Source organism: Pontibacter sp. FD36, from assembly GCF_015686655.1.
GTDB lineage: Bacteria > Bacteroidota > Bacteroidia > Cytophagales > Hymenobacteraceae > Pontibacter.
This window is the reverse complement of sequence record NZ_JADPMP010000006.1, coordinates 205,246-228,766: the sequence shown is the minus strand read 5'-3', so window position 1 is coordinate 228,766 and position 23,521 is coordinate 205,246. Positions and strand designations below refer to the sequence as shown.

Here is a 23,521-nt window from a genome sequence, read left to right as displayed (position 1 = left end):
TACCTTATTTGGCAGGCACATACTCCAGGCAGGCGATCTTCCCATCCATTGTGCTCACGATCACTCTGTTTTTGCCGAGCGGCATCACCGGGTTCATGAGACTGTTTGAACTCTTGTATTTCCAAAGTACTTCCCCACTCTGTCTGTCCAATGCGCTGACCAGACCTGAGTGCGAAGGCACCAGTACGACATTCTTATGCTCGACTATAGCTGAAGGGGCCAGCTCGTATGGCAGCTGCAGCGGCGATTTCCAGTCTACCTGCAAGACATTTGCCGAGGTAGAAACGCCGTATACCTGCCCATCCATGGTCTTCACGTATGCCAGCTTACCGTCATTAGATATCCCCATCGACTCGCGCACGCGGCCTTCTTTCATTTGTTCACGCCACACTACTTCACCTGTGTTGGCGTCCAGTGAGGTCATAAAGCGGTCAGGGGCCACAATAAAGATGCGGCCATTGGCAGCGACGGGGTAGCAGGCAGCAGGTGAAAACATCCGGTTGCTGGAGCCGTTGCTCCATTTCCAGGCCAGCTGACCAGTTTTGGCATCGAGGGCGTAAAACTCATTTCCCCAGCTACCGAAGTATACCTTGCCCTGGTAAAGCAGCGGTTTGGTCACAACAAAGTTATTCACTTGGTCAAAATCCCACAGCAGCTTGCCAGTCTTCAGATCCAGTGCACGAAAATGCCCATCCGAGGCACCTACGTAGACTACCCCTTTCTCGATAAGCGGCGAACCCAGCACAGGTCTGTTGGCTTTAAACTTCCAGGCCAACTTGCCTGTAGTGGCAGAGAGGCAGTAAATATGGTCATCTGAGGAGCCTACCACCACATAGCCATTCGCCACAGCCGGAGTAGAGTAGATTTTGCCATTGGTGCGGTAAGTCCACCTGCGCTTTCCGGCTTTACTATCCAGCGCATATACCTGGCCAGTCGTGTTCGTGGCAATAATCAGATCTTTATAAACAGCCGTACCTGCTCCTACATCGCTATCGTCCTGGTATTCCCATACCAGTTTCACATTTGGGTATAACTTATTTACGGCAAAAGACGGACGGTGGTGCTTCGTCGGGTCGTTGGCGAAATCATGTTTTACCAACGGCACTTCTATCCATCTCGGCAAGGATGCTATACCTGGCTTCCGGATTTCAAAACTGGCCTTGCCAACGGCGAAGGTCACGATATTATACCCTCCCACTTCTTCTTTTGCACGCAGATTAGAGCGTCCCATCACGGCAGGTATACCGTCGTAGCGGTATTCGCGGTTGTTGTGGCCATGGCCGTGCAGGATCAGCTGGGTGTTGTAGGAACGCAGCTTGTCCGTTACGTCGTACCAGTTGTTTAGCGAAGAGTCCTGTGGGTAGTGGTTGAGGAAAATGACTGGCATTTCCGGATCGGGCATGTGCTTGAGCACCGAATCCAGCCACACGATGTTCTCGCGCGGAATCTGCCCCGGCCCCATTCGCATGTTTGGTCCTGAGCCAGTGCCGGCAAAGAGGTAACCTTTGTGAGTAAATGCAAAAGTCTCTGCCCCGAAAACAACCCGAAAGCTATTGCTGCCGCTTTCTGACCAGTTCGTATCGTGATTGCCGGGCACAATATACCAGGGCTTTTGGAGGGTATCAAACAGCTTTTTAGCCAATTTTAGTTCTTCATCGGAACCAAACTCGGTGATATCGCCGGTGATCACTACAAACTCAAGATTGGGGTTAGCGTTAATGTCAGCGATGGTGCGCTCAAGGTCTTCCTGTGCAGTGGGATTGCCGATGTGGGTATCGGATACAAAAGCAAATTGAAAAGACTGACTATAGCCAAGATTGGCGATTAGAAACAGTGCTAACAAAGCGGCATACTTCCGTAAATTCATCTGTTTATTTCCTCTTGAAGCAAAAAGACCGATGGCAGCACTTAGAGTAGTTGTACCCATTCTGCTCATGCTGCCTTTTGTTTGGTAAACTAGCGCAGAAACCGCACAAAAGCGCACGAGCAAAACGAATACTGTCCCTTTATTTTGTATAAAACTAAGCACTTGTTCCTAAAGTTCAAACTATTTCGCAAGTTTTTTTCTAAAACCGGCAAAAACACGCAAAAAACCTCTTTTTATTAATCTATATATTCCGGTACTGACCCCGGGCTGTGGTTCAGCTATTAAAGCCGGCATTTAATTGCCTTTCACTAATTGCCTGAATCGTGGCAGCTCCGCATACAAGCCAGCGCCCGGACAGCTGGTATCAGCAAAATCCTTGTGCGCCCCCAGGCTGTCGGCAGGTATACCGAAACGCTTCGCCAGGGCCGGCACCAGTTTTTCGAGTGTTTTCAGCTGTGCCTCCGTGATCGCTTCCTTTTCAAAGTTACCCTCTACCACTACCAGCAGGTGTCCGGCCGGATCGTAACTGGTGTTCGAATCGCCGGCATAGTTGAGGTCCCGTGCCTCCCCTACAGCCCCATGCACATCCACATACAGGTGATAAGGCACATCCGCCCAGGCCGGTTTCATGCGACCATCCGCCAAGGGGCTGTCTTCCTGTGAGAACTTCTGCAGATTGCGCAGCTTGTCAGTCAGGCTACGTTCAAACAACTGCGGCACGCCAGTATGATGAATGGTCAGCCTCGTCAGCTTATGCGGTCGCATCGGCAGCACAGGGGCATTAGCTCCCCACTCCTCCCGCGACAGGTAGGTTATACCTTCCGGTATCAGCGGTGTATCCGAGGTGGTAGCAGGTTGCTGGCAACCAACAAAGCCGGCAAGGGCGCACACCAGTATCAGTATTTTTTTCATTTGTCTCTAATCTTTAAAGCGCAGGCAAAGCGCACTACTTTTCTTGCTCCAGCAAGTCATCCAACCGCACGAATTGATAGTTTTTCTCTTTCAGCTTCGTGAGCATTTCGTCCAGCCGGTGGTAAAATTTGTCCGTTCGCCTCGGATCGGTGCCAATGTGCAGGAGCAGCATAAAGCCGTTCAACCCGTTCCTGTCTTTCACCTCGTACCTCATGATCGACTGCAGCACCGTTTCCGAGTCCACATATCGGTTGCCCATTTCGGGGTAGGTATAGTCGGCGGCAGAACGGGTGCCGGGCGAAAAATTAACCAGTTGCAGCCCTTCCGCCGATGTCCAGTTACTGATGCTGCGGTTATACCATTCGTATGGCGGCAGAAAGTAAGGCGCGTCTTTCTTCTTCACACCAAAGGCCTCCATGCGCTGGTAATTTTTCCGCAGGTCCTGGCTGAACTGCTCCTTTGTGACCAGCAGACTGTCGCGTTTTGTCCAGTCGCAGTACAGCAGGTGCTCGTCGGAGTGCGCACCCAGGTAGTGGCCCTCTTTCTTCAATTCCCTGATCAAGTGATTGAAAGCAGGATTCCGGTAAAAGCGCCCCGTTAGAAAGAAGGAGGCTTTAGCCCGGTGCTTTTTCAGTACATTACTGATCATTTCTCCTCCGTCTGCAAACTCATCTCCAGTAAAGATCAGCGCAATCTGCCGGGCAGTTGTATCGCCCCGAATGATCGCGCCGTGGCTGTCTACTATTACTTTTTTGCCTGACTCCCCTCCCGTGAGCTATACTCTTTGGATGCCAGCAGGTAGATCAGCGAAGCGGTACCGTCCATGGTTGGCTCGTTGGTGCTGTAGTCGCCGAAGTCATCGTGGTATACGGCCAGGTCAGACTGAAATTCGGCATAAGCATCCTCGCTGTATAACTTCAGATGTTGTAGGTTGTTGAAGATGCTGCCATACACCGGACCATCCACCAGCCCTCCATCAATCGGGTACTTGTTCAGTCGGGTGAAGGCGGAGTGCGGGTCTGTTGGCGTATCGCCGTACGCTGGCAGGCCATATACCATGCTCGTCCCCCAAGGGTTTGTGCCGAACAACCAGTCTAAGTTTGCCTGCTCCAGCTCAGCGTAAGTCTGGTCGCCGGATAACTGGCGGTACAGGAAGCTTTGGATGGCAAAAGAAGTAGTCAGGTTGTTGGAGCACCAGATGAACGGCACTCCACGGTAAAAGGCATTCTTCTTTGCCTTGGCATATACCTTTTCTATACCTTCCTTGTAGAATCCGATCAACTCTGCTTTCGTCTTGTCGTCAGATTTTTTGGCCAGCTCAAAGTGACCGAAGTTGTGAAACGGGTACCACTGATAATGGCGGGCTGTATCGGCCCCCATCCACGGGGTTACCTTTTCCTGAAGTCCGTAGGTGTAGGCTTGCTGGAAGAATTCCTGCTTGCCGGTCAGCTGGTAAAGCGCCGCGGCACCCAGCTGCATGTCATCTACCCAGTTGTCTTCCTCATAGAAATAAGGCGCCCTGTTAGGAGCGGTCTGTGCAACGCCTGGTTTGGCCAGGCCCAGTTTGTAGGCAGACTGTGCTTTCTGGCCAAAGAGATTAGAAAGGCTCTGATCTTTGGTGCTGTAAATCTGAGCGGCCAGCCCGAAAGCACTCGTAAACTTCCCGGCAATAGAGGCAACGCCAGTCGCTCGGTTCTGGTACTTGCCCAGGCCTTGCGGCTCCCCGGAGGCAAAGTATACCGGACGCGGACCTCCATTGCCCATGCCATAGTCAACAGGGTCATTCGTTGGAAGCCGCATGCCCTGGTGATCGCGGTCGTCAGCTAGTTGGTTGAAGAGCCAGTCTTCACGTGGGTGCATCTTCACAAGCCAGTCCAGTCCCCACTTTGCTTCGTCAAGCACGTCGGCCACACCGTTGGTCCCTTCGAGTCCGTTGGCCTGGTGCTTGTCAGTGAACACGCCCGGAAAGTCACGGTAGGCGGCCAGCAGGTGGTATGTCGCATTGGCTGAGGTAGTGGCATATTGCAGGTAATCCGAAGCGTCGTGCCAGCCACCCGACACGTCGATGATGGTGCTGTCGGGCATCGGGCCATACATGGTATAGCCGTCCTGGGTATGGCAGGAGTCTTGCAGGTAGGGGTTGAAGCCGCTGCGTTGCTGGCGCATATAACGCAGTGCAAAATCAGCGGTACCTTTGTACACGTCGGCGTCAATCCGGAACTCGGGCGACTTAGCACTGCCGGCCTGCAGGTAGTAAGTACCCGGCTTGTTATAATCGGTGAAGTTCAGGCGGTAAGATTCCTCAAACGGTCCGTAAGCACCAAAAGCATCACCAGCTTTGCCTTTGAAGACTACTTTGCCAGTGCTAGCGTCCACCAGCTGAAAGCGGCGAAGCTTTTCTTTCGATTTACTTCCCCATACGGCTACTTTTATACCTTGAGGAGTATAGCCTAACTGGTTAATGCGAATCCAGGCAGGACCTTTGGCGACTATACCTGCCTCCTCGATAGCAGGAGTAGCTTTGTTCGAGAACGCAATGGCGTTGGCCGCCACGATCATCGTCGTCAGCACCAGCGCCAATATGGTCTTTTTCCTGTTCTTCATAAGGCTAGCGTAGTTTTTTTAGGTAAACATTAGAAGGCTTACTCTCATTTTTCAACCTGTCGATGGATGTCACCACATACTTGTAGGTCTTTCCGCGTTCGGCTGTCTCGTCGTGGAAGCCCAGCTCGTAATCGTTGAATTGGATGTGGCGAATGTTGCGGGCATGTTCCAGGTTGATCGGTTCGTTTTCGTCGAAGCGGTATACCACAAAACCATACACATCCTCTTCCTGATCCGGGTAATCCCATTTAATAATTGCCTTGCGAAGTCGCGGTAAGAAGAGCAGGAACTTGTCTTCGCGCAGACTAACTGGCTTGGCAGGTTTGGCCATACCTAACCAGGGCATAATCGGCTGCAGCGCCGGGTAGCGGTACAGGTCGTGTTGCAGGGAATCGCGGAAACCAGCCAGGTTGTTGGTAAGCGAACGGGAACTGAAATACACACTGCCCTGCACGCGCGGGTTTTCGCGCAGATAGCGCACCTGGTTTGGCAGCTGCTGCCTGTCGCGCCAGCCTTCGCGGTCTTCCATGGCACGGTAGGCACCCTGGCCTATGTATACGTGCTTGCCGTTGGCATTGTCAGCCCACCAGTCCAGCAGTTTCTCGTAAGGTGCCGGGGTATAGCCAAAGGGGAAGTACAGCTGCGGGTTGATATAATCGATCCAGCCTTCCTGCACCCACTTGCGGGCATCGGCATACAAGGCGCTATACCCTGACAGGCCATTGCTCTCAGAGCCCTGCGGGTCCTGTGACTTGTTGCGCCAGATACCAAACGGGCTGATACCGAACTTCACATGCTTCTTCTCTTTCTTGATCGCCTCTGAGAGGTCTTTGATCAGCTGGTCCACATTGTTACGGCGCCAGTCTTCTATGTTCTTAATGCCTTGCTCATGCAACATATAAGTGATGGAGTCTGGCAGGGCAGTTTTGCCCGGATAAGGGTAAAAGTAATCGTCGAAATGGATGCCGTCGATGTCGTAGTTGCGCACCACATCCATGATCACATCCACGAGGTAGTGGCGCACCTCAGGTATGCCGGGGTTGAAATATTTTTTGTCGCCATAGGTAAAGAACCAGTCCGGCTGAATGCGGGAAATATGCTCGCTGCTCACCAGCGAATCGGCCAGGCTGGTGGAAGCACGGTATGGATTGATCCAGGCATGCAGCTCCATGCCACGCTTGTGGGCTTCCTCAATGGCAAACTCCAGCGGATCATAAAATGGCTCTGGCAGCGTGCCTTGCTTGCCGGTCAGGAACATGCTCCACTGCTCACGGCCTTTGGCATAGAACGCGTCAGCCGAAGGACGCACTTGCAGCATCACAGCATTTATACCTGTTTTCTGATGGGTGTCGAAAATGTCGACCAGTTCCTGCATCTGCTGCTGGGAGTCTACCCCCTGCTTTGGCTTGGAAGGCCAGTCGATGTTCTGCACCGTGGCAATCCACACGCCTCTGAACTCACGTTTAGGAGGGTTCTTTGTACCCTGTGCAAACAGGCTGACTGAACTGAGTAGCAGGGCGGCTAAAAGTGTAAAGTTTCTAATCATTGTTCCGGTTGGGTATAGGGTGGCTAAAAAAAAGCCCTCCAATAGGTTTAGTAAAGGAGGGGCTCTTTCATGTTGATAAAACTATTCGTAAGCTAATCTATCACTATTTGTACTAGGATGCAAGCCAGGTCTGAAACCGACTTGCCTTGTGCAGAAAGGAAAAGTGGGAAATAACCCGGGACCAGCGCTGCCCCGGGTTTACCACCTTATCTCTCTCTCCAGTAATCAATGTTGCTGGTTGCAGGCTTTTCGGCGTAAGTGCCTCTGATCTGGGTCGAATATACACGACCTAAACTTGCCAATGTTACTGAGTTTTGAATGAATGCTGGCGTAGTAGCCGGATCATACTCAGTGCCTGATGGAAATACCTTGAAAGTATAAACACCTCTCTTCAATTCTACATACTGGCTATAACCTTTGAAGTCGATATTCTTACCTAGCTCAACTATTTCCATAGGTTCAGCAGGGGAGTTATCTGTTGCTGGAATTGCCGCACGCACGGCGTAGGCGTCTACTGCAAAAGGGATGTTAGCCATGGTATTTACAAACCTCCACCAAATTTTGGTGTTGTCAGCTGGTGGCAGTTCATCTTCAATCACGAAGGCATCAAAGTTAGGCTTTGTACCAACTAAATAAGCAGAATAGAACTTATTGTTAGCTAGGTTTACAGATGTGCTAGCCAAAACATCTGCTGTTCCTTTTCCTGTCGTAACAGTATCGATTACGCTCATAGAATATGAACCAGCAGGCAGTAAAGCATACGCATTACTTGGGTAGACAGAAGCGTAAGCATTCCCTAAAACCTGTCCTGCTGTAGTAGGTGCAACCCCAGTAACTTTATTGTTGTCCAAATAAAAGTTAGATCGAGGGGCATCCTGAGCATGAAAGAAGAATTTAACATAAGTTCCCTCTCCTACCGGCTTCGCTACTTCAGGTATTTCATTTTTCTCACAGGCAGCTAGCATCAGGCTCGCTCCTATAAATAACATTGCTCTATTTAATATCTTTCTCATAACGTTTCAATCTAATTATTGACGTTTGCTGAACCAAGTTTCATATGTATGGTAGTCCTCCTCAAAGCCACCCATTGCACGAAGCGCTTCCTGGTTCCACATATAATCTGAATTGTATCTCGGACGAGCTCGGTAAGCAGGTTTGCCCATATTTGCTACGTTCAGTGTGTTAGGCAATACAAAATCAGTATAAACTTCTTCGTCTTGGTTATAGTGATATCTTCTCATATCAGACCAGGTCTCAAGGAAACCCCAACCCCAAGTCGCGATATACTTCTGCAGCATAATCTTAGAAAGTGTTAGACCGGCAGATGTTGATGGCATCATAACTTCACTGGCCAAATATGCTTCCTTACGCTCATCATACACAGCAGGATCGGGAGCGTAAGTGCGTGCAAAATCGATATGCGCAATTACACCATTTCTGTATGCTTGAAGAGCAATGTCCTTCTTACCAGCAATCCAAGCGGCTTCAGCCTTAATAAACTGTAGCTGTGAATAGGTCATCAGCGGGAATCTGGCTGCATTTGCGAAGAAATAGATTTGAGGACCAGTTGGCACAGTAGAAACTCCTGTCGCATTCCACAGGTTTTTAGGAATGCGCGGATCGGTTGAGTTAGGAAACTCAGACAGACCCAAAGTAGGAGTAATTCCTCTGTACTCGCCATCCGGAGAAGGAGCCAACATGGCTGTGATGCGTGGATCCTTCAAGTGCTGGCCTTCGAAAATAGGATCTGCACCTTGCAAACCACTATCGGTCAGCTCAGAGTTAGTACCATCCAATAATCCAACGATGTATTTTGTCTGGCGATTGGAAGCTATGTTATTACGAAGCGGACCAAAGAAGCTTGTGTTCGCGCTAACAGTTCCTTCGAAGCGAATCAAAGCATTGTCAGCGTTGCTGGCAAGTGCCTGATCTACGTACTCGATCACTTTGTTCGGGTCATAAGAAGGCTTGTTTGTCAGGCGGTGTGCATTGATAGCCAGTAGGCCGTATGCAAAACGCTTCCACTGCTCACGATTACCTCCATAAATCAAGTCGCTCTTAGATAAGCCAGAGCTGGCAGCATCCAGACCATCTGTACGCTCCAGGCTCTTAATGCCTTCTTCCAACAGACGCTTGATTTCAGGATATACAACATCCTGCTCATCGTAGTTGAACACACGTTTGTCAGGGTCAAAAGCCTCTGTCATGATCACCGGACCATGGTAATCGGTCAGGTTTTGCCATCCGTAAGCGCGCATAACATGTCCAACTCCTACAAAATCGTACTTCTTGCTGCGCTCGCCGCTCTCAATCATGTCTGATAGGTTGTAGCCCATGCTCCAGTACACCGCTCTCCAAAGCTGTGCATAAGAATCTGATAGTGGGTTACCATGCTGATCAATAGCATTGTTTGTCACAGTTGATGCCCAGTTCTGCACATACTGACCGGCAAAGCGACCATCCCACTGCACGGCTACTGCCATTTCAGACTGTATCTGAGGGAGGAACAGCTCCGGCTGCAGCAAAGCATCCGGACCGTTCGGGTTTGTGTTTACATCTAGGTAATCTTTACAGCCAGATGCCGAAAACACGCTGGCCGCTATAAGAGAAGCAAATACTATCTTTCTCATTTTCATCTTAATTAAAATCCTGCTCTAATTCCAAAGTTAATTCCTCTTGGCAACGGGAAGTTACCATAGTCGAGGCCACCACCACCTGCGCCACCTACTGCAGCAGAGTTACCGTTTGCTACCGGATCCAGACCAGAGTAGTTTGTGATCAGGAACAGATCTGTACCAGTTACAAACACGTTCAGGTCTTCGATGAACTTCACACGCTGCATGATACTAGTCGGCATACGGTAGTTCAATGTCACGTCACGCAAACGTACCCAGTTCACATCCTTCTCGACGAAATTTTGGTGCGGGTAGATAGAAGCCCAGTAATCGGAGTTTCTGTGAAGATCAATCGGAATGTTATTCTGCGTTGGGTTGGCAGTATTTTCCAAACCATCTCTAAGAACACCAGTCACAATACGCGGCGTCTCACGATCTAAAGTGCGTTTGCTCAAACCTGTTACTGTCAGGTAATGCTCTGTTGCATTATACACGTCACCTCCTTTGCGGATGTCAAGCAGGAAGTTAAGCGACAGGTTCTTGTAAGTAAATGTGTTTGTCAGACCGATGTTGAAATCTGGGTTACGATCACCTACCACTACCCACTCGCTCGTGTTCAACAAAGGCAAACCAGTAGATGGGTTGATCAATACATCACCGTTGTCGTTGCGCTGATAGTCATAACCTGTAAAGGTTGTAAGCGGACCATCCAAACGGGAACCTACACGCACGTTGCCATACAACCAAGTGTCAGAATTGTAGAACTCCTGCACATCGCCAGGCAGTTTCGTCAGCTTGCTGTTGTTCTTTGTGTAGTTCAGCAATACATCCCACGTGAAGTTGCTGTTCTGCACCGGCGTACCGTTCAACTGGAGCTCTATACCTGAGTTCTCCATCTCACCGGCGTTGAAGGTCATCAATACGAAACCTGTAGCGTAGCTCAGACGCAGGTTCTGTACGATCTGGTCAACAGATTTCTTCTTGAAATAGGTCGCATCGATACCGAAACGGTCGTTGAAGAACTTCAACTCTGTACCGAATTCGTAAGAAGTCGTCATTTCCGGACGCAGGTTCAGGCTTGGGCCTGTGAAACCGTAACGGAAGCCACCACCCGTAGTCTGTGCTGATTCATAGAACGGACGCAGACTGTAAGGCCTTGCATCTTTACCTACCTGGGCAATAGAGCCTCTCAACTTACCGAAAGAAAGCACATTCTTAATACCCTGGAATGGCTCCAACTCGGTGAACACAAAGCTCAAAGCGGCTGATGGGTAGAAGAAAGAATTGTTTTCAACCGGAAGCGTAGAGCTCCAGTCATTACGGCCCGTCAACGTCAAGTATACTATGTCGTTGTAGCTGGCGTTGAAGCTGCCCCAGGCACCTACCAGACGACGCTGCGTCAGGTTGTTGTAAGCACGCTGTGTGGTAAGAGCTGTGTTGTTGATCGAGTACAGATCCGGGGCCATGAACTGCTCACCAGTAGCGGCAGCACTAAATGTGTTCCAGTCGTACACTGTACTACCCACTTTCAGGTCAGTACGCAGCTTGTCGTTGAACAGCGTAGGTGCCGTGAACTGAGCATAGTACTGGAACGTCAGGTTACGGTTTGTAACTACCGCCTGGTCGAAGATACCACCGAACGAGCGACCAGCATTTGACTCTGGGTGACGTACGATCGTGTTTTTCTCGGTATAGTAGTCAACACCTGCCTGACCAACGAGTTTCATCCAGTCTGTCACATCCGCCGTAAGGCTGGCGTTCAGTCTGTAACGGTCTGTCAGAGAGTTGAAGATGTTCTTATTTACGTTGAAATATGGGTTTTCAACAGCTGTTGCGAATGGAGCATAATCTCTTCTGCCCCCACTTGGAGTCAGGTAGTTGCTGGCGTCGTCAGTAGATGGCCAACGTAGCAACTGAAGCAATGGACCACCGGCACCTCTGAAAGCCTGGTCGTTGTCAGAACGGGTATAGTCGAAAGTTACATCTGTTGACAGATATTTGCTCAGTTTCGCTGTAATCGCTGAAGAAAGGGTAATACGCTCTAGTCCTGTATTTGGAATGAAGCCCTGTGCATCTGTGAAAGAACCGGAGATGCGGTACTGCGCCGCTTCGTTGCCACCAGTAAAGGCCAGGTTATGCTTTTGTGTGAAAGCGTCCTGGAAGAAGTTCTTCACGTTGTCATAAAACTGAACTTCTGATGGATAAGGGGCACCGAAAAATCCGATACTCTCACCTTGCTCAACTGTATAGCCATTAATACCTCTGTCGTACTTCTGCTGAATTTCAGGGTAACGCACGATACGATCCAGACGGAAACTGTTGCTGTAGTTGATACGGGCTTTGCCAGCCTGACCACGCTTGGTGGTAATCACGATCGCACCAGAGGCAGCCTCGATACCATAAAGAGCGGCCGCTTCAGGGCCTTTCAGAACTGTGATGCTTTCGATATCCTCTGGGTTGATGTCAGCTGCACGGTTAGTGAAGTCAACACCTCTGTTCTCGAATGAACGGGAACCGGCACCGATAGAAGAAGCGAACACGCCTGTAGAAGTTGTGTTGTTGCTGATCGGAAGACCATCTACTACGAACAGTGGCTGGTTGTTACCGCTCAGGGAGCTGATACCACGGATTACGATAGAAGAAGAAGAACCTGGCAGACCAGAAGAAGCGTTTACTTCCACACCAGCCACACGACCGGCAAGGCCGTTCACGAAGTTCTCACGCTGTGTCTGTGCAATGGTAGCACCTTTAACCTCTGTTACGGCGTAACCGAGCGCTTTCTTTTCCTGCTTGATACCAAGGGCTGTTACTACTACTTCGCTCAGGCTCTCAGCATTGGCTTGCAGTGCAACATTGATTACTGTGTTAGTACCCACAGGTCTCTCAGCAGGTTTCATACCGATAAAGCTGAACACCAATACATCAGAAGGTGTCACAGAAATGGAGAATTTGCCATCCGTGTCGGTATTCGTACCACGCGGCTGGCCTTTAACGGCTACCGTCACACCAGGTAGCGGGGTATTGTCGGAGGCGGCAGTTACCGTGCCGGTCACAGTCGTGCTCTGGGCATTGGCTGTAAAGTGAAACAGGAGGAAACATATCCCCCATAGGTAACATTGTAATTTTTTCATCATAACTACGTGGCTATTGGTTAAGATTATTGTGGGTAGATTGATTATAGGTTATAGGTAAAACATAGAATAAACTCTCTCCAACTCTCCGGCTAAGCATCACAGCAAATCATATCAACAAAATACAATTCAGCCAGCTACATTAATATCCCTGTATGTCAGTATATATTAAACTCACATTAAAGCTACTAAAAAAGGAATACAGCACACAGGTTATTGCAATGATTTTAACTAAAAAAGAAAAAAGCAGCAACATGATACTATACGCAAAAACGCAAATTCATGCATATAAAAATAGATTTATTTAATATAATTTTTAACAATAAATCTAATTACGCCTTATACGCAACAAAAACATGCTCAATTAGCTTTTAAAACAGCATCGCCACTGATACAGCTAGCTAGGCCACTCGAGCAAACATGCAAACTTCGGCAAACCTGTCACAAACAAAACCTTTATAACATAGAGCTACAAACCGTGTTATTGCAACTGATTCCAGCAACCTGTTAACCCATAACATATTACACATGCTTCTGATCAGGCTAACAGCACCAGTACTCGTGTCCCGAAATTTTTCAATCCAGCCGGTTTCTGGCATCAAGGGTACAGCAGATACTTTTTACGCTTCTCTTTGTACTGGCTCAGCCCTGGCTCCCAGCTCTGCCGAATCTCTTCTTCCGAGACACCTGCTATGATCTGTTCTCTAAACTTTTTAGTGCCTGCCAGCCGGTCAATGTTACCGATCTGATTGCTCTGTGATTGATCAAAGAACCGCTCCTTATCCGGATAGGCCTGATATAGCTCGATCATCCAGCTCAGGTTGATTCTTCCTGTCTCCCGGAAGGTATTCACATCATAGTTGCGCAGGTCCAGTCCGTAACATACCTTGTCCTGGTGCAAAGGCGTTTCAGCCATGCCTTTTATACCTGTGGGGGTATAGCTGAAGGAGTATTTATCTTTCATGATTGGATGCCCCAGCACTGTAAAAGGAAACATCGTACCACGACCGTGGTTGAAAATCGTGCCTTCAAATAGGCAGGTGGAAGGATATAACAGAATGGACTGTTGTGTGTTAAGGTTTGGAGATGGCCATACGGGCAAGTCATAAGGCATGTCGTGGTTGTAGTTTTTGACCTTCACAACCTTGAGCTTGCACTGCACGCCATTTGCCAGCCACTTTTCGCCGTTGATCATCTGGGCGAACTCGCCCACCGTCAGGCCATGCGCAATAGGTATAGGATGTATGCCAATCCCTGATTTGTTCTCTGGCTCCAGAATCGGACCATCTATCAGGAAACCATTGGGGTTAGGTCTGTCCAGCACCATCAGCTCCACGCCGTTTTCGGCGCAGGCTTCCATCACACGGTGCAGCGTAATGGTATAGGTATAGAAGCGGGTGCCTACATCCTGTATATCAAAAACCATCAGGTCTACATCGGCCAGGTCTTCTTTTGTAGGCTTGTTGCGCTTACCATAAAGCGACACCACCGGTATACCTGTTTTGGGGTCCACACTATCCTCCACCTTAATGCCAGCACTGGCATCACCTCTGAAGCCGTGCTCAGGGCCGAACACTTTCACAATGTTCACTCCGAGCGCATGCAAACTATCAACACTTAGTTTGTTGCCAATAATGGAAGTTGGGTTCACCACCATGGCGACACGCTTGCCTTTTAGGTAAGGCAGGTAGGCTTCGGTTTGGTCAGCACCGGTCACAATCGGAGCCTGCCTGGCTTCCGGGGCTGTCGCAGTGCTTTGTGCAACTGGCGTGGTTTCGCTCTGTTGCGGCGCTTTGCAGGATGCGGCTGCCAGCACTAAAGCTAGTGCGCTGTTTACCAGCACTTTTACTTTGAAGGAAGTATACATAGTTAGTTAATTACTCCGGCAACCTGGCCTGCTATAAAGGCCAAGTGATAATCGAAATACGCAGCTTTATGCAAGCTCTTTTGCTATTCCTGCTTTTTCCTTCACTAATTAACTCATTTATATTTATATATACCAAATTTTATGCTGACTATTTTATCAAATCCGCAAAAACATGCATAAAACCCGGTACTCTATTAGCAATTTGATAATCGATAATAACAAAGGGCAGGTATAGTCTCGCTATACCTGCCCTTTGCAATTGCTGGTTATATATTAGTTTACCAGAAGATAATGTAGATCGCAGCCAGAGTCAATACGATAGCAAAAGATGCCACATTGAAGATCATGTCTGTTCGGAACAGCGACCTGTCATACTGGATTGGATTGGCCGGCACGATGCCGCGTGATTTGTTCTCATAAAGTGAGTACACAATCATCAACGTAGACAGCAGGAGGAACACCAGTCCCATCTGGTCCAGGAACGGCATGGTCGGGAATAGCTGATCGATGGCAATACTGAAAGGTACTGAAGCGATAGCCGTGGCAAGTGCGGCATTGGAAGTCGCCTTTTTCCAGAACAGACCAAACACGAACAGCACCACAATGCCCGGACTCACATAGCCGGTGTACTTCTGGATGAACTGGAAGATCTGCTCCTCCCCTCCCAGCAATGGCTCCGCTACCAGCACCGCAATGATAATAGCTGTCAAACTAACCAATCGCCCGATCACAACCAATTGCTTTTCGTTGGCGTCCGGCTTCAGGTGTGCTTTGTAGATGTCCATGGTAAAGATCGTGGCCGTGGAGTTCATCATAGAACTGAGCGAAGAAAGGGCCGCCGCCATCAGGGCAGCAAAGGCCAGGCCTTTCAGACCAGTCGGCACCAGGTTGCTGAGCAACCAAGGGTAGGCCTCGTCATAGCGGCTGATCTCGGCATTCAGGGCAAAGGCCGCTATACCTGGAATCACCACTACCAAAGGAATCAGGAGCTTCAGGAAGGCGGCAAACACCAGGCCCCACTGCACTTCTTTCAGGCTTTTGGCAGCCAGGGCACGCTGTACAATGTACTGGTTAAAGCCCCAGTAGCTGATGTTGGCAATCCACATACCTCCAAAGAGCACGGTCATACCGGGCAGGTCTTTGTAGAAAGGATTCTCCTCCGACAGGATCATATCGAACTTCTCCGGCGCCTGCTCAAACAGCATGGCCATACCGCGCATTGGGCCTTCGCCACCACTCACGGCATCAAGTGCCAGAAAAGTAGTTACCAAACCACCCAATATCAGGAACACCACCTGGATCACATCAGTCCAGGCTACCGCCTTAAGACCACCGTAAATCGAGTACGAAACTGCTACCACAGCAAGGCCGACGATTGCCCACATGGTACTCACACCGAACACTACGCTCAGGGCCAGCGCTGACAGGTATAGCACCGTGGTCAGGTTCACGAAAATGTAGAGCATGATCCAGAAAATGGCCAGACTGGTGCGAATGCGGTCGTCATAACGCAGCTTCAGGAACTGCGGCATAGTAAAGATGCCCTCTTTGATGTAGATCGGCAGGAAGAATTTGGCTACAATGATGAGCGTGGCCGCTGCCATAAACTCGTAACTGGCTATACCTAGACCAATGGCAAAACCGGAGCCCGACATACCGATGAACTGCTCGGCCGAAATGTTGGAGGCGATGAGCGAAGCCCCGATCGCCCACCAGGGCAGGGACTTACTGGCCAGGAAGTAGTCCGTTGAGTTTTTGATGTGGCCTTTCTTTTCGCGGGACACCCAAATGCCGACCGCTATAATAAGCACACAGTAGCCAATGAAAATGGCAAAATCCAATGTAGAAAAATTCATTGCATGGTTATTTAGAATAGCTAATATAGAATATTAGATTTAATAAATAGTACAGGCAGAAGTAGTTATTTTCGATCGGCTCCGCAGTCTGTCTATCAGGCAGGATCCACGAGACCCCGCAACAGGCTGGCAGCCGCTTCCGGGGTAATGTCGCGCTGCGGGTTTCCCATCATCTCATAGCCTACCATGAACTTCTTGACAGTGGCCGAGCGCAGCAGTGGCGGGTAGAAATGCATGTGAAAGTGCCAGCCTGGGTATTCCTGTCCGTCGGTTGGGCTTTGGTGGATGCCCGAGGAGTAAGGAAATGACACCCCAAACACCCGGTCGTACGTGGCCGTGAGCGACTGAATGATCTGACTGAAGCCGTCTTTCTCTTCATCAGTCATCTGCCCGATGTGCTGAAAATGGCGTTTGCTGATGATGATGGTTTCGAAAGGCCACACCGCCCAAAAGGGCACCAGCGCAGCGAAGTGTTCGTTCTGCACTACGATGCGCTCTCCTTGCTCCAGTTCCAGATGCAGGTAATCAGCCAACAGACTGTGACCGTGCTTTTCAAAGTATTGGGTCTGTTGCATGGTTTCCTTAGCAGGCTCTACCGGCACCGTGCTCTGCGCCCAGATCTGCCCGTGCGGATGCGGGTTGCTGCAGCCCATAATGCTCCCTTTGTTCTCGAATATCTGCACGTAGTTGATGAAGTCCAGACTCCCGAGTTCGGCATACTCCTTTTGCCAGAGGTCCACTACCTGGCGGATGTCAGCAGCTTCCATATCTGCCAATGTCAGGTCGTGCCTTGGCGAGAAGCAGATGACCCGGCAAATGCCACGCTCACTCTCTGCCCGAATCAGGTCGCCCACCACAAAGGCACCTTGGGGTGCATCGGCCTGCAAGGCACCGAAGTCGTTGTCGAACACATAAGTGGAGGTATAAGCAGGGTTCTGCTCGCCGTTGGCGCGGGTATTGGTGGGGCACAGGTAGCAGCTGGGATCATACTCGGGGCGCGTCTCGCAGCTCTCCTCCTCCTGCTGTCCCTGCCAGGGGCGCTTGGAACGGTGCGGCGATACCAGCACCCACTCACCGGTGAGCGGATTGTAGCGACGATGCGGATGCTCTGCCAGATCAAAAGTAGCCATGGTATGTTTAATTAGATTACTGCTTTGAAAGCAAGTCCATTTTATTTCTTTATCATTCTGAAAGAATCCTGACCCTGGTGGCAACAGTAAGATACTAAACCTACTGCCATACCGGTTATTCATTTCACCAAGATTCTAATACTTACGCTTGTACCAGACTTGTCCCATCCACAATCTCAGCTACATAAGTTTTCAGGTTAATGCCGAACCGCAGCTTGTAAGCTTCCTCCATATTCCGAGTAAAGGCCTCTAGTGCGTCCAGCTTCACAAGGTTGATGGTACAGCCGCCAAAGCCACCGCCCATCATGCGGGCTCCCATCACTTCCTCCATATCGCTTGTCTGGTCTACCAGAAAATCCAGCTCCGGGCAGCTTACCTCGTAGTCGTGCTGCAGACCGTGATGCGAGGCATACATTTTTTCGCCAAAGGTATGCAGATCGCCCTGCTCCAGTGCCCGACAGGCTTCCTCTACACGAATGTTCTCGTGCACAACATAAGAGCATCGCCTGTACACTACCGGATTAAACTCTTCCTGGTGCTGCTCCAGCATAGCCACGGTAACGTCACGCAAACTGTACACCTGCGGGTAGTGACGCTGCAGCAGGGCTACACCGGCTTCGCACTCCTGTCGGCGGGTATTGTACTCCGACGAGGCCAGGCTATGCTTTACCTGCGTATCACAAAGCACAATGCGATAGTCCGCCATGTCCAGCGGGTAGTAGTCGAACTCCATAGAGCGGCAGTCGAGCTTAACGGCGTGCTGCTGACGGCCGTACATGCTGGCAAACTGGTCCATGATGCCGCAGCGCACCCCGGCATAGGTATGCTCAGCCATTTGCGCCATCTTCACCAGGTCAAACTTAGGTATAGCATAGCCGAAAACATGGTTCAGCCCAAAAGCCAGTCCGCACTCCACGGCCGCTGAAGACGACAACCCGGCCCCTATCGGAATATTACCGCCGTACACCAGGTCAAACCCTTTCACTTCGTATCCGGCCTGCTGCAGCTGCGCGATCACACCCAACAGATAATTCGCCCAACTGAGCTCAGATCGCTGCACCTGATGCAGATCAAATTCTGCTTCCTGCTGCAGGTCATGAGCGTATACCCGAAACGTGTTGCTGTTATTCGGAGCCAAGGCAAAGTAAATCTCCTTGTTAATAGCAGCCGGCAACACAAAGCCCTCGTTATAATCCGTGTGCTCGCCGATCAGGTTTACCCGGCCGGGTGAGCGGACCACCACTGGTTCTTGTTTAAAGCGCGCTCTAAATTGAGTAATAATTTCCTGCACCATATTCATGTGTGGTTAAGTTCAGGTATACATCGGCCACCTGCATAGCTGCCTCGAAATGCAGCGCAATGTACCGGTCCCGCACATCAGCTTTACAGGCCTGACTTCAAACGTAAAAAATTTTCAGGTGTTTAGCAGGACTGATGATAACAGGCTCCTAAATATACAAACTCTCAGGACACATTTCATCACGACACGGACCGATACTGCCCATCTTAACACCTGATATAATACAATTATGTATCCTATTTTTCCCTATCACTATTCAGAACAAGGCTGCCTGAAATTTTAGAAGAGGGCCTGCTTTGATAAACGCAGAAGTCTTTGCTAACTTAGAGGCTTCTAAAAGAGCATGTTCAAACTTTGTCTTTCATATAGCACCCACTTTGCAGCGGAAGCCACAATTCGCTATCTCAGGACGCGCTGCGCTGCTATGCGGCTTTAGTACCATTCTGAAGCCTTGCTCCTACCCGCTCCTAGGGGCCGAATAAAAGTTTAAGCATTCTCTACGCACCTTATTGCACAATTCACCTTATATGAAAAAGAGTCTACTTCTTTTTTCTCTCCTGATACTACTTATCAGCCAAGCAATTGCCCAGGACACACCCTCCGGCAAATCTTCCAGATCATCGCCTATCAAGCTACAGTTCCCCACTGACCCCGGCTGGAACGTGCTCAAAGAGGGACAGAAACTCGAATTCGACGTGCAGGCCAGTGGTGGCACGGGCACCGATTTCAGGTATAGCATCAAGCAAGGCAAAGTCGATGGCATGGTCTTCGACTCAACCGGCTACTTCTCCTGGACGCCCAGCTACGATTTTGTGGACCGCCTGAGCGGAGGCCGTGTGTTGCAGGTGATCTTTGAAGTGCGCAACGAAAAAGACGAGAGCGCCAGCCAGGTCGTAGACTTTAAAGTAGAGCACGTGAACCGGCCGCCGGTGGTAGGCGAACTGAAGCCGCTCTATGTACGCTACAACACCCAGAATACTTATACCATTGAGTCAGCGGCGGTACAGGACGAAGACGAGGACCCGATCGTGTTTGTAGCCATTGCGGACGGTATGCCGGAAGGCGCCAAGCTTTCGGCGCAGGGCGAGTTTACCTGGAAGCCTTCGCTCACGCAGTTCAACCGCCTCCGCAACAACCCGATCAAAGTAGAGTTTTATGTGGAAGACCAGCCAGCCAAGGCCCGTACCCGTGGTTCGTTCAAAGTGGAGGTAACACAGCAGGACCTGCCCCCTACCCTACAGATGATCCCGTCGCAGAAGCGTTTTGTATACAAAGAGGACGCCACTGTGAACATCAAGTTCCAGATCTATGACCCGAACGGTGAGGCGGACATCGCCTCTTTCAGCTTTATATCAACGAACACCAACGTGCCGGCTTCAGCCCTGGTAAAAAATACACCTTCGCAGTATGAATTCATATGGCGGCCAGGCTACGAATTTGTGCGCGACCCGCTCGACTCTGTGGCTTTTGAGATGACCTTTTTTGTGCTGGACAAATCCAACAAGCGCGACGAGCGCACCGTGTCTATCACCATTATCAATGCCGTAAACGAAGGCGAAAAAGACCAGAAGCTCTACAACGAGTATCGTGCTGCCCTGGTGCGTGCCTGGGACTTGATGGAGCAGCTCAAGGAAACTGAAAAAGACCTGAAGAAGAAATATAACCGCGCCCGCAAAGGCAAGAAAGGTCGCTCCCTGGCCAACGCCTCGATGGGCGCTGTAACGGGTGTGGCCCCTGTCATCATAGACGAGCCGGCCACCAGCAAAAAGATCACCACCATCGGCGGTACGACTGTCATGACCATCGGCACGCTGGAAGCGACGGAGGTGATCGGCCGCTCCACCAAAGACCTGGTAGAGCGCCTGAATTACATCATCGAGAAGCGCAACGAACTGCAGACCAAAGGCGATGTCTTCGCCCGTAAGTATGCACTCAAGTCATCCCGCCGCAAACCGGATTTCCTCAAAGATGTAGATGATTTTGTAGCGGTGATGAATCTGAAGGGCATGGTCGCCCTGGAGCTGGATGCCAGCTGGAAGAACAGGAGCAAAGCCAGCGACGAAAATATCGCCAAGACCTTTAAAGACTTTGGTTACGAGAGTCAGAATTAGTATACCTTATAAAACGAGAGAGCCGGAAGCATCAGCTTCCGGCTCTCTCGTTTACAGCTAAACAATTAAACTATTCTTTAGAAGCCAGTATCTTTTTGGCTAGCTCTAACTCTTCCTGCAAGATGGTATGCGGGCGTCCTGGGTATACCTTGCGGGTCACACTTGCACCCATACCTTCCATTTGCTTTACCGTTTCATCTACCCTACTTACCGGTACATGCGGATCAGGGTCTCCTGTAGAAATGAACACCGGTGTACCCTCGAAATCGCCTTTGTAGTTACGCGTGTTCAATTCCTGACCGATCAGCCCGCCCGTGAAGATCAGCAGACCACCGAAGCGCTGTGCGTGCCGGGTTGCGTACTCTGCCGTTAAGCAGGCGCCCTGCGAAAAGCCGAGCAGGTAGATATGCTCGCTGGCTATACCTTGTGACTTTATGCTTTGCACCGTTTCGTCGATCAGTTCCAGGGCCGAGTCCAAAGCGGGCTGATTCTGATCGGCCGGTGCCATGAAGCTGTAAGGGTACCAGGTGTTGCTGGTGGCCTGCGGCGCAAACAAGGTAAAATCATCCGCTCCCAGTTCCTGCGCCAAGGGCAATATGCTCGCCGCCGTAGCCCCTCTCCCATGGATCAGGATCAGCGCCTTGCCAGTTTCCGACAAGGGTTTGCCCTGCGTGCGTACTTGCTTTTCGTGTGTGTACATGCTATACCTTTCGTTCAGTTTAAGATGACTGCCTTAGTCCAGACTTGGCAGAACGGCTTCGATTTTGGCCCTGTGCGGCTCGTACTGCGGTGGCAGCAGGAGTTTCTGACCCAGTTCTTCCACCGGTTCGTCTATCGCAAAGCCCGGGTTGTCGGTTGCGATCTCGAAGAGCACGCCGCCCGGCTCCCGGAAGTAAAGCGAGTAGAAGTAATTGCGGTCGATCTTCTCGGTGATATTGAAGCCTTTGCTGGCCACTTTTTCACGGAATCGCATCAGTACCTCCTCGTCTTTCACCCGGAAAGCGATGTGATGGTTGGTACCTGCTCCGCCTTCTCCACGACTTACATTTGGGTTTTCCACGATGTCAATGTTGTTGGCGCCTTCCACAGCATCGGTGCTATACCTGTAGCTGTTTCCTGTCTGGTCCTGCAAGGTATAGCCAAAGATGTCGGTCAGGATAGCCGCCGTCTTTTCAGCCTTACCCAATGTCAGCGTCACGCTATGGAAACCTTTGGTTGCCACGTCTGCTTTCACTTCGTCGGTTTCCCAGGGCTTGCGGTTGTCAGTGCTCTTAGGGATCACCAGTTCCAGCAACAGTCCGTCCGGGTCCTGGAAAGGCAGGTACTGCTCCCCGAATTTCTCCGCAGGGCGACCGTAGCTTACTCCATGCTCTTCGAAGCGTTTCATCCAGAAGTCGAAACTGCCCTCGGGCACAGCGTAGCCAATATGCGTGGCCATACCTGTACCGGCCTTGCCACGACGTGCACCTGCGTAAGGGAAGAAGGTCAGGATAGTTCCCGGACTGCCCGCCTCATCGCCATAATAGAGGTGATAGGTGCCGGGGTCGTCGAAGTTAACCGTCTTTTTGAGCAGCCTTAAGCCGAGCACTTTGGTATAAAAGTCCAGGTTGCTTTTTGCTGAATCAGCAATGGCTGTGATATGGTGAAGTCCTAAAATTCTGTCTTCCATGGTAATACTGTTTAGCTATTAAAAGGTATACGCGAGGTGGGAGGTAAGATGCCATTTTGGATGCAGCGAGAAATCTTAAGGCATTTATTATCCGGATTTCTCACTGCATCCGAAATGACAATGTGCAAACTTAGCCCTGCTTCACCAGCTGTATTTCAGCCTGCAGCTTGATATCGTCGCTCACTACCACGCTACCGGCTTCTGTTACCGCGTTCCAGGTCAGACCGAACTCTTTACGGCTGATCTTGCCAGTTACTGTAAAGCCTGCTTTGTGCTGTCCGTAAGGATCAACTACCGTTCCGCCAAACTCCACGTCCACAGTAACAGGCTTGGTCACGTCACGGATGGTCAGGTCGCCATGTAGTTTAGCTTCCCCATTGCCGCTAAGCTCGTAGTCCTTGCCTACAAAGCGAATCTCGTCGTGCTTCTCTACATCAAAGAAATCGCCTGATTTCAAGTGCGTATCACGCTGCTCATTGTTAGTACTGATCGAGTTCACATCGGCCGTGAACACAATGTTGCTGGCACCGTTGAAGTTCTCATCCTCACTCTCGGCCTCTACTGTGAATTTTTCAAAATAACCTGTCACAGTCGTGATCATCAGGTGTTTTACTTTAAACTGTACTTCGCTGTGCGTTGGGTCTACTGACCATTTTACGTTTGCCATAATCTTATCTTTTATTTGGGTTAAAATGTTTCCTGCTACAAACTTACAATAAATGTATAGACTTTAAATGTATATACATCAATTATTTTAAAAAGGTTTCCTGCTTGTGTATTTTAGGCTTCTAAGAAAATGCACTTTGGTACTAGCGAGCTATTTGAATCCCCTAATCTTCCCAAAAGATAGAACTCAATACTATCTTCTCGAAAGCAATGAAATATCTGGGTTAATTGGGCAACACATAAATGA

At 50.1% G+C, this 23,521-nt stretch carries 16 protein-coding genes; 1 reads left to right on the top strand and 15 read right to left on the bottom strand.

What is annotated here, in order from left to right:
- Positions 1-4: 4 nt before the first annotated feature.
- The 12 genes from I0P70_RS10245 to I0P70_RS10195 all read right to left on the bottom strand — a co-directional run bounded on the left by I0P70_RS10245 (position 5) and on the right by I0P70_RS10195 (position 18,828).
- Positions 5-1,867 carry a PQQ-binding-like beta-propeller repeat protein gene (locus tag I0P70_RS10245; protein WP_196117366.1) on the bottom strand — a complete coding sequence of 621 codons (1,863 nt, stop codon included), beginning with the start codon at positions 1,865-1,867 and terminating at the stop codon, positions 5-7.
- Positions 1,868-2,161: 294 nt separating this feature from the next.
- Positions 2,162-2,779: a peptidoglycan recognition family protein gene (locus I0P70_RS10240; protein ID WP_196117363.1), complete on the bottom strand. Its 618-nt coding sequence runs from the start codon at positions 2,777-2,779 to the stop codon at positions 2,162-2,164.
- Positions 2,780-2,813: 34 nt separating this feature from the next.
- Entirely contained in the window at positions 2,814-3,428 is a 615-nt protein-coding gene (locus I0P70_RS21345) for a polysaccharide deacetylase family protein (protein WP_230392114.1), read from the bottom strand.
- Positions 3,429-3,523: 95 nt separating this feature from the next.
- On the bottom strand, positions 3,524-5,383 hold the full coding sequence (locus I0P70_RS10235) for a glycoside hydrolase family 9 protein (protein ID WP_230392113.1): 1,860 nt from the start codon (positions 5,381-5,383) through the stop codon (positions 3,524-3,526).
- A gap of 4 nt (positions 5,384-5,387) precedes the next feature.
- Positions 5,388-6,929, bottom strand: a complete 1,542-nt coding sequence (locus tag I0P70_RS10230; RefSeq protein WP_196117361.1) for a glycoside hydrolase family 10 protein — start codon at positions 6,927-6,929, stop codon at positions 5,388-5,390.
- A 206-nt stretch (positions 6,930-7,135) separates the two neighbouring features.
- Positions 7,136-7,942: a DUF4397 domain-containing protein gene (locus tag I0P70_RS10225; protein ID WP_196117359.1), complete on the bottom strand. Its 807-nt coding sequence runs from the start codon at positions 7,940-7,942 to the stop codon at positions 7,136-7,138.
- Between the two features lie 15 nt (positions 7,943-7,957).
- Positions 7,958-9,559 (bottom strand): SusD/RagB family nutrient-binding outer membrane lipoprotein, encoded by a 1,602-nt coding sequence (locus tag I0P70_RS10220; RefSeq protein ID WP_230392112.1) that lies wholly within the window; start codon positions 9,557-9,559, stop codon positions 7,958-7,960.
- Between the two features lie 11 nt (positions 9,560-9,570).
- Entirely contained in the window at positions 9,571-12,678 is a 3,108-nt protein-coding gene (locus I0P70_RS10215; RefSeq protein ID WP_196117355.1) for a SusC/RagA family TonB-linked outer membrane protein, read from the bottom strand.
- Between the two features lie 595 nt (positions 12,679-13,273).
- Positions 13,274-14,542, bottom strand: a complete 1,269-nt coding sequence (locus I0P70_RS10210) for an exo-beta-N-acetylmuramidase NamZ domain-containing protein (protein ID WP_196117353.1) — start codon at positions 14,540-14,542, stop codon at positions 13,274-13,276.
- A 278-nt stretch (positions 14,543-14,820) separates the two neighbouring features.
- Positions 14,821-16,398 carry a sodium/sugar symporter gene (locus I0P70_RS10205; protein WP_196117351.1) on the bottom strand — a complete coding sequence of 526 codons (1,578 nt, stop codon included), beginning with the start codon at positions 16,396-16,398 and terminating at the stop codon, positions 14,821-14,823.
- 95 nt (positions 16,399-16,493) lie between these two features.
- Positions 16,494-17,528 (bottom strand): UDP-glucose--hexose-1-phosphate uridylyltransferase, encoded by a 1,035-nt coding sequence (locus I0P70_RS10200; protein ID WP_196117349.1) that lies wholly within the window; start codon positions 17,526-17,528, stop codon positions 16,494-16,496.
- 142 nt (positions 17,529-17,670) lie between these two features.
- Entirely contained in the window at positions 17,671-18,828 is a 1,158-nt protein-coding gene (locus I0P70_RS10195) for a galactokinase (RefSeq protein WP_196117347.1), read from the bottom strand.
- 527 nt (positions 18,829-19,355) lie between these two features.
- On the opposite strand from I0P70_RS10195, the gene I0P70_RS10190 reads away from it, so the two are divergent.
- Positions 19,356-20,939: a hypothetical protein gene (locus tag I0P70_RS10190; RefSeq protein ID WP_196117344.1), complete on the top strand. Its 1,584-nt coding sequence runs from the start codon at positions 19,356-19,358 to the stop codon at positions 20,937-20,939.
- Positions 20,940-21,009: 70 nt separating this feature from the next.
- On the opposite strand, the gene I0P70_RS10185 is transcribed toward I0P70_RS10190, so the two are convergent.
- From I0P70_RS10185 to I0P70_RS10175, 3 genes are all read right to left on the bottom strand, one after another.
- Positions 21,010-21,639, bottom strand: a complete 630-nt coding sequence (locus I0P70_RS10185) for an alpha/beta hydrolase (RefSeq protein ID WP_196117342.1) — start codon at positions 21,637-21,639, stop codon at positions 21,010-21,012.
- 33 nt (positions 21,640-21,672) lie between these two features.
- The gene (locus I0P70_RS10180; protein ID WP_196117340.1) at positions 21,673-22,608 is read right to left on the bottom strand and encodes a ring-cleaving dioxygenase; all 936 of its coding nucleotides are present in this window, start codon (positions 22,606-22,608) and stop codon (positions 21,673-21,675) included.
- 130 nt (positions 22,609-22,738) lie between these two features.
- Positions 22,739-23,275, bottom strand: a complete 537-nt coding sequence (locus I0P70_RS10175; protein WP_196117338.1) for a YceI family protein — start codon at positions 23,273-23,275, stop codon at positions 22,739-22,741.
- Positions 23,276-23,521 lie beyond the last annotated feature (246 nt).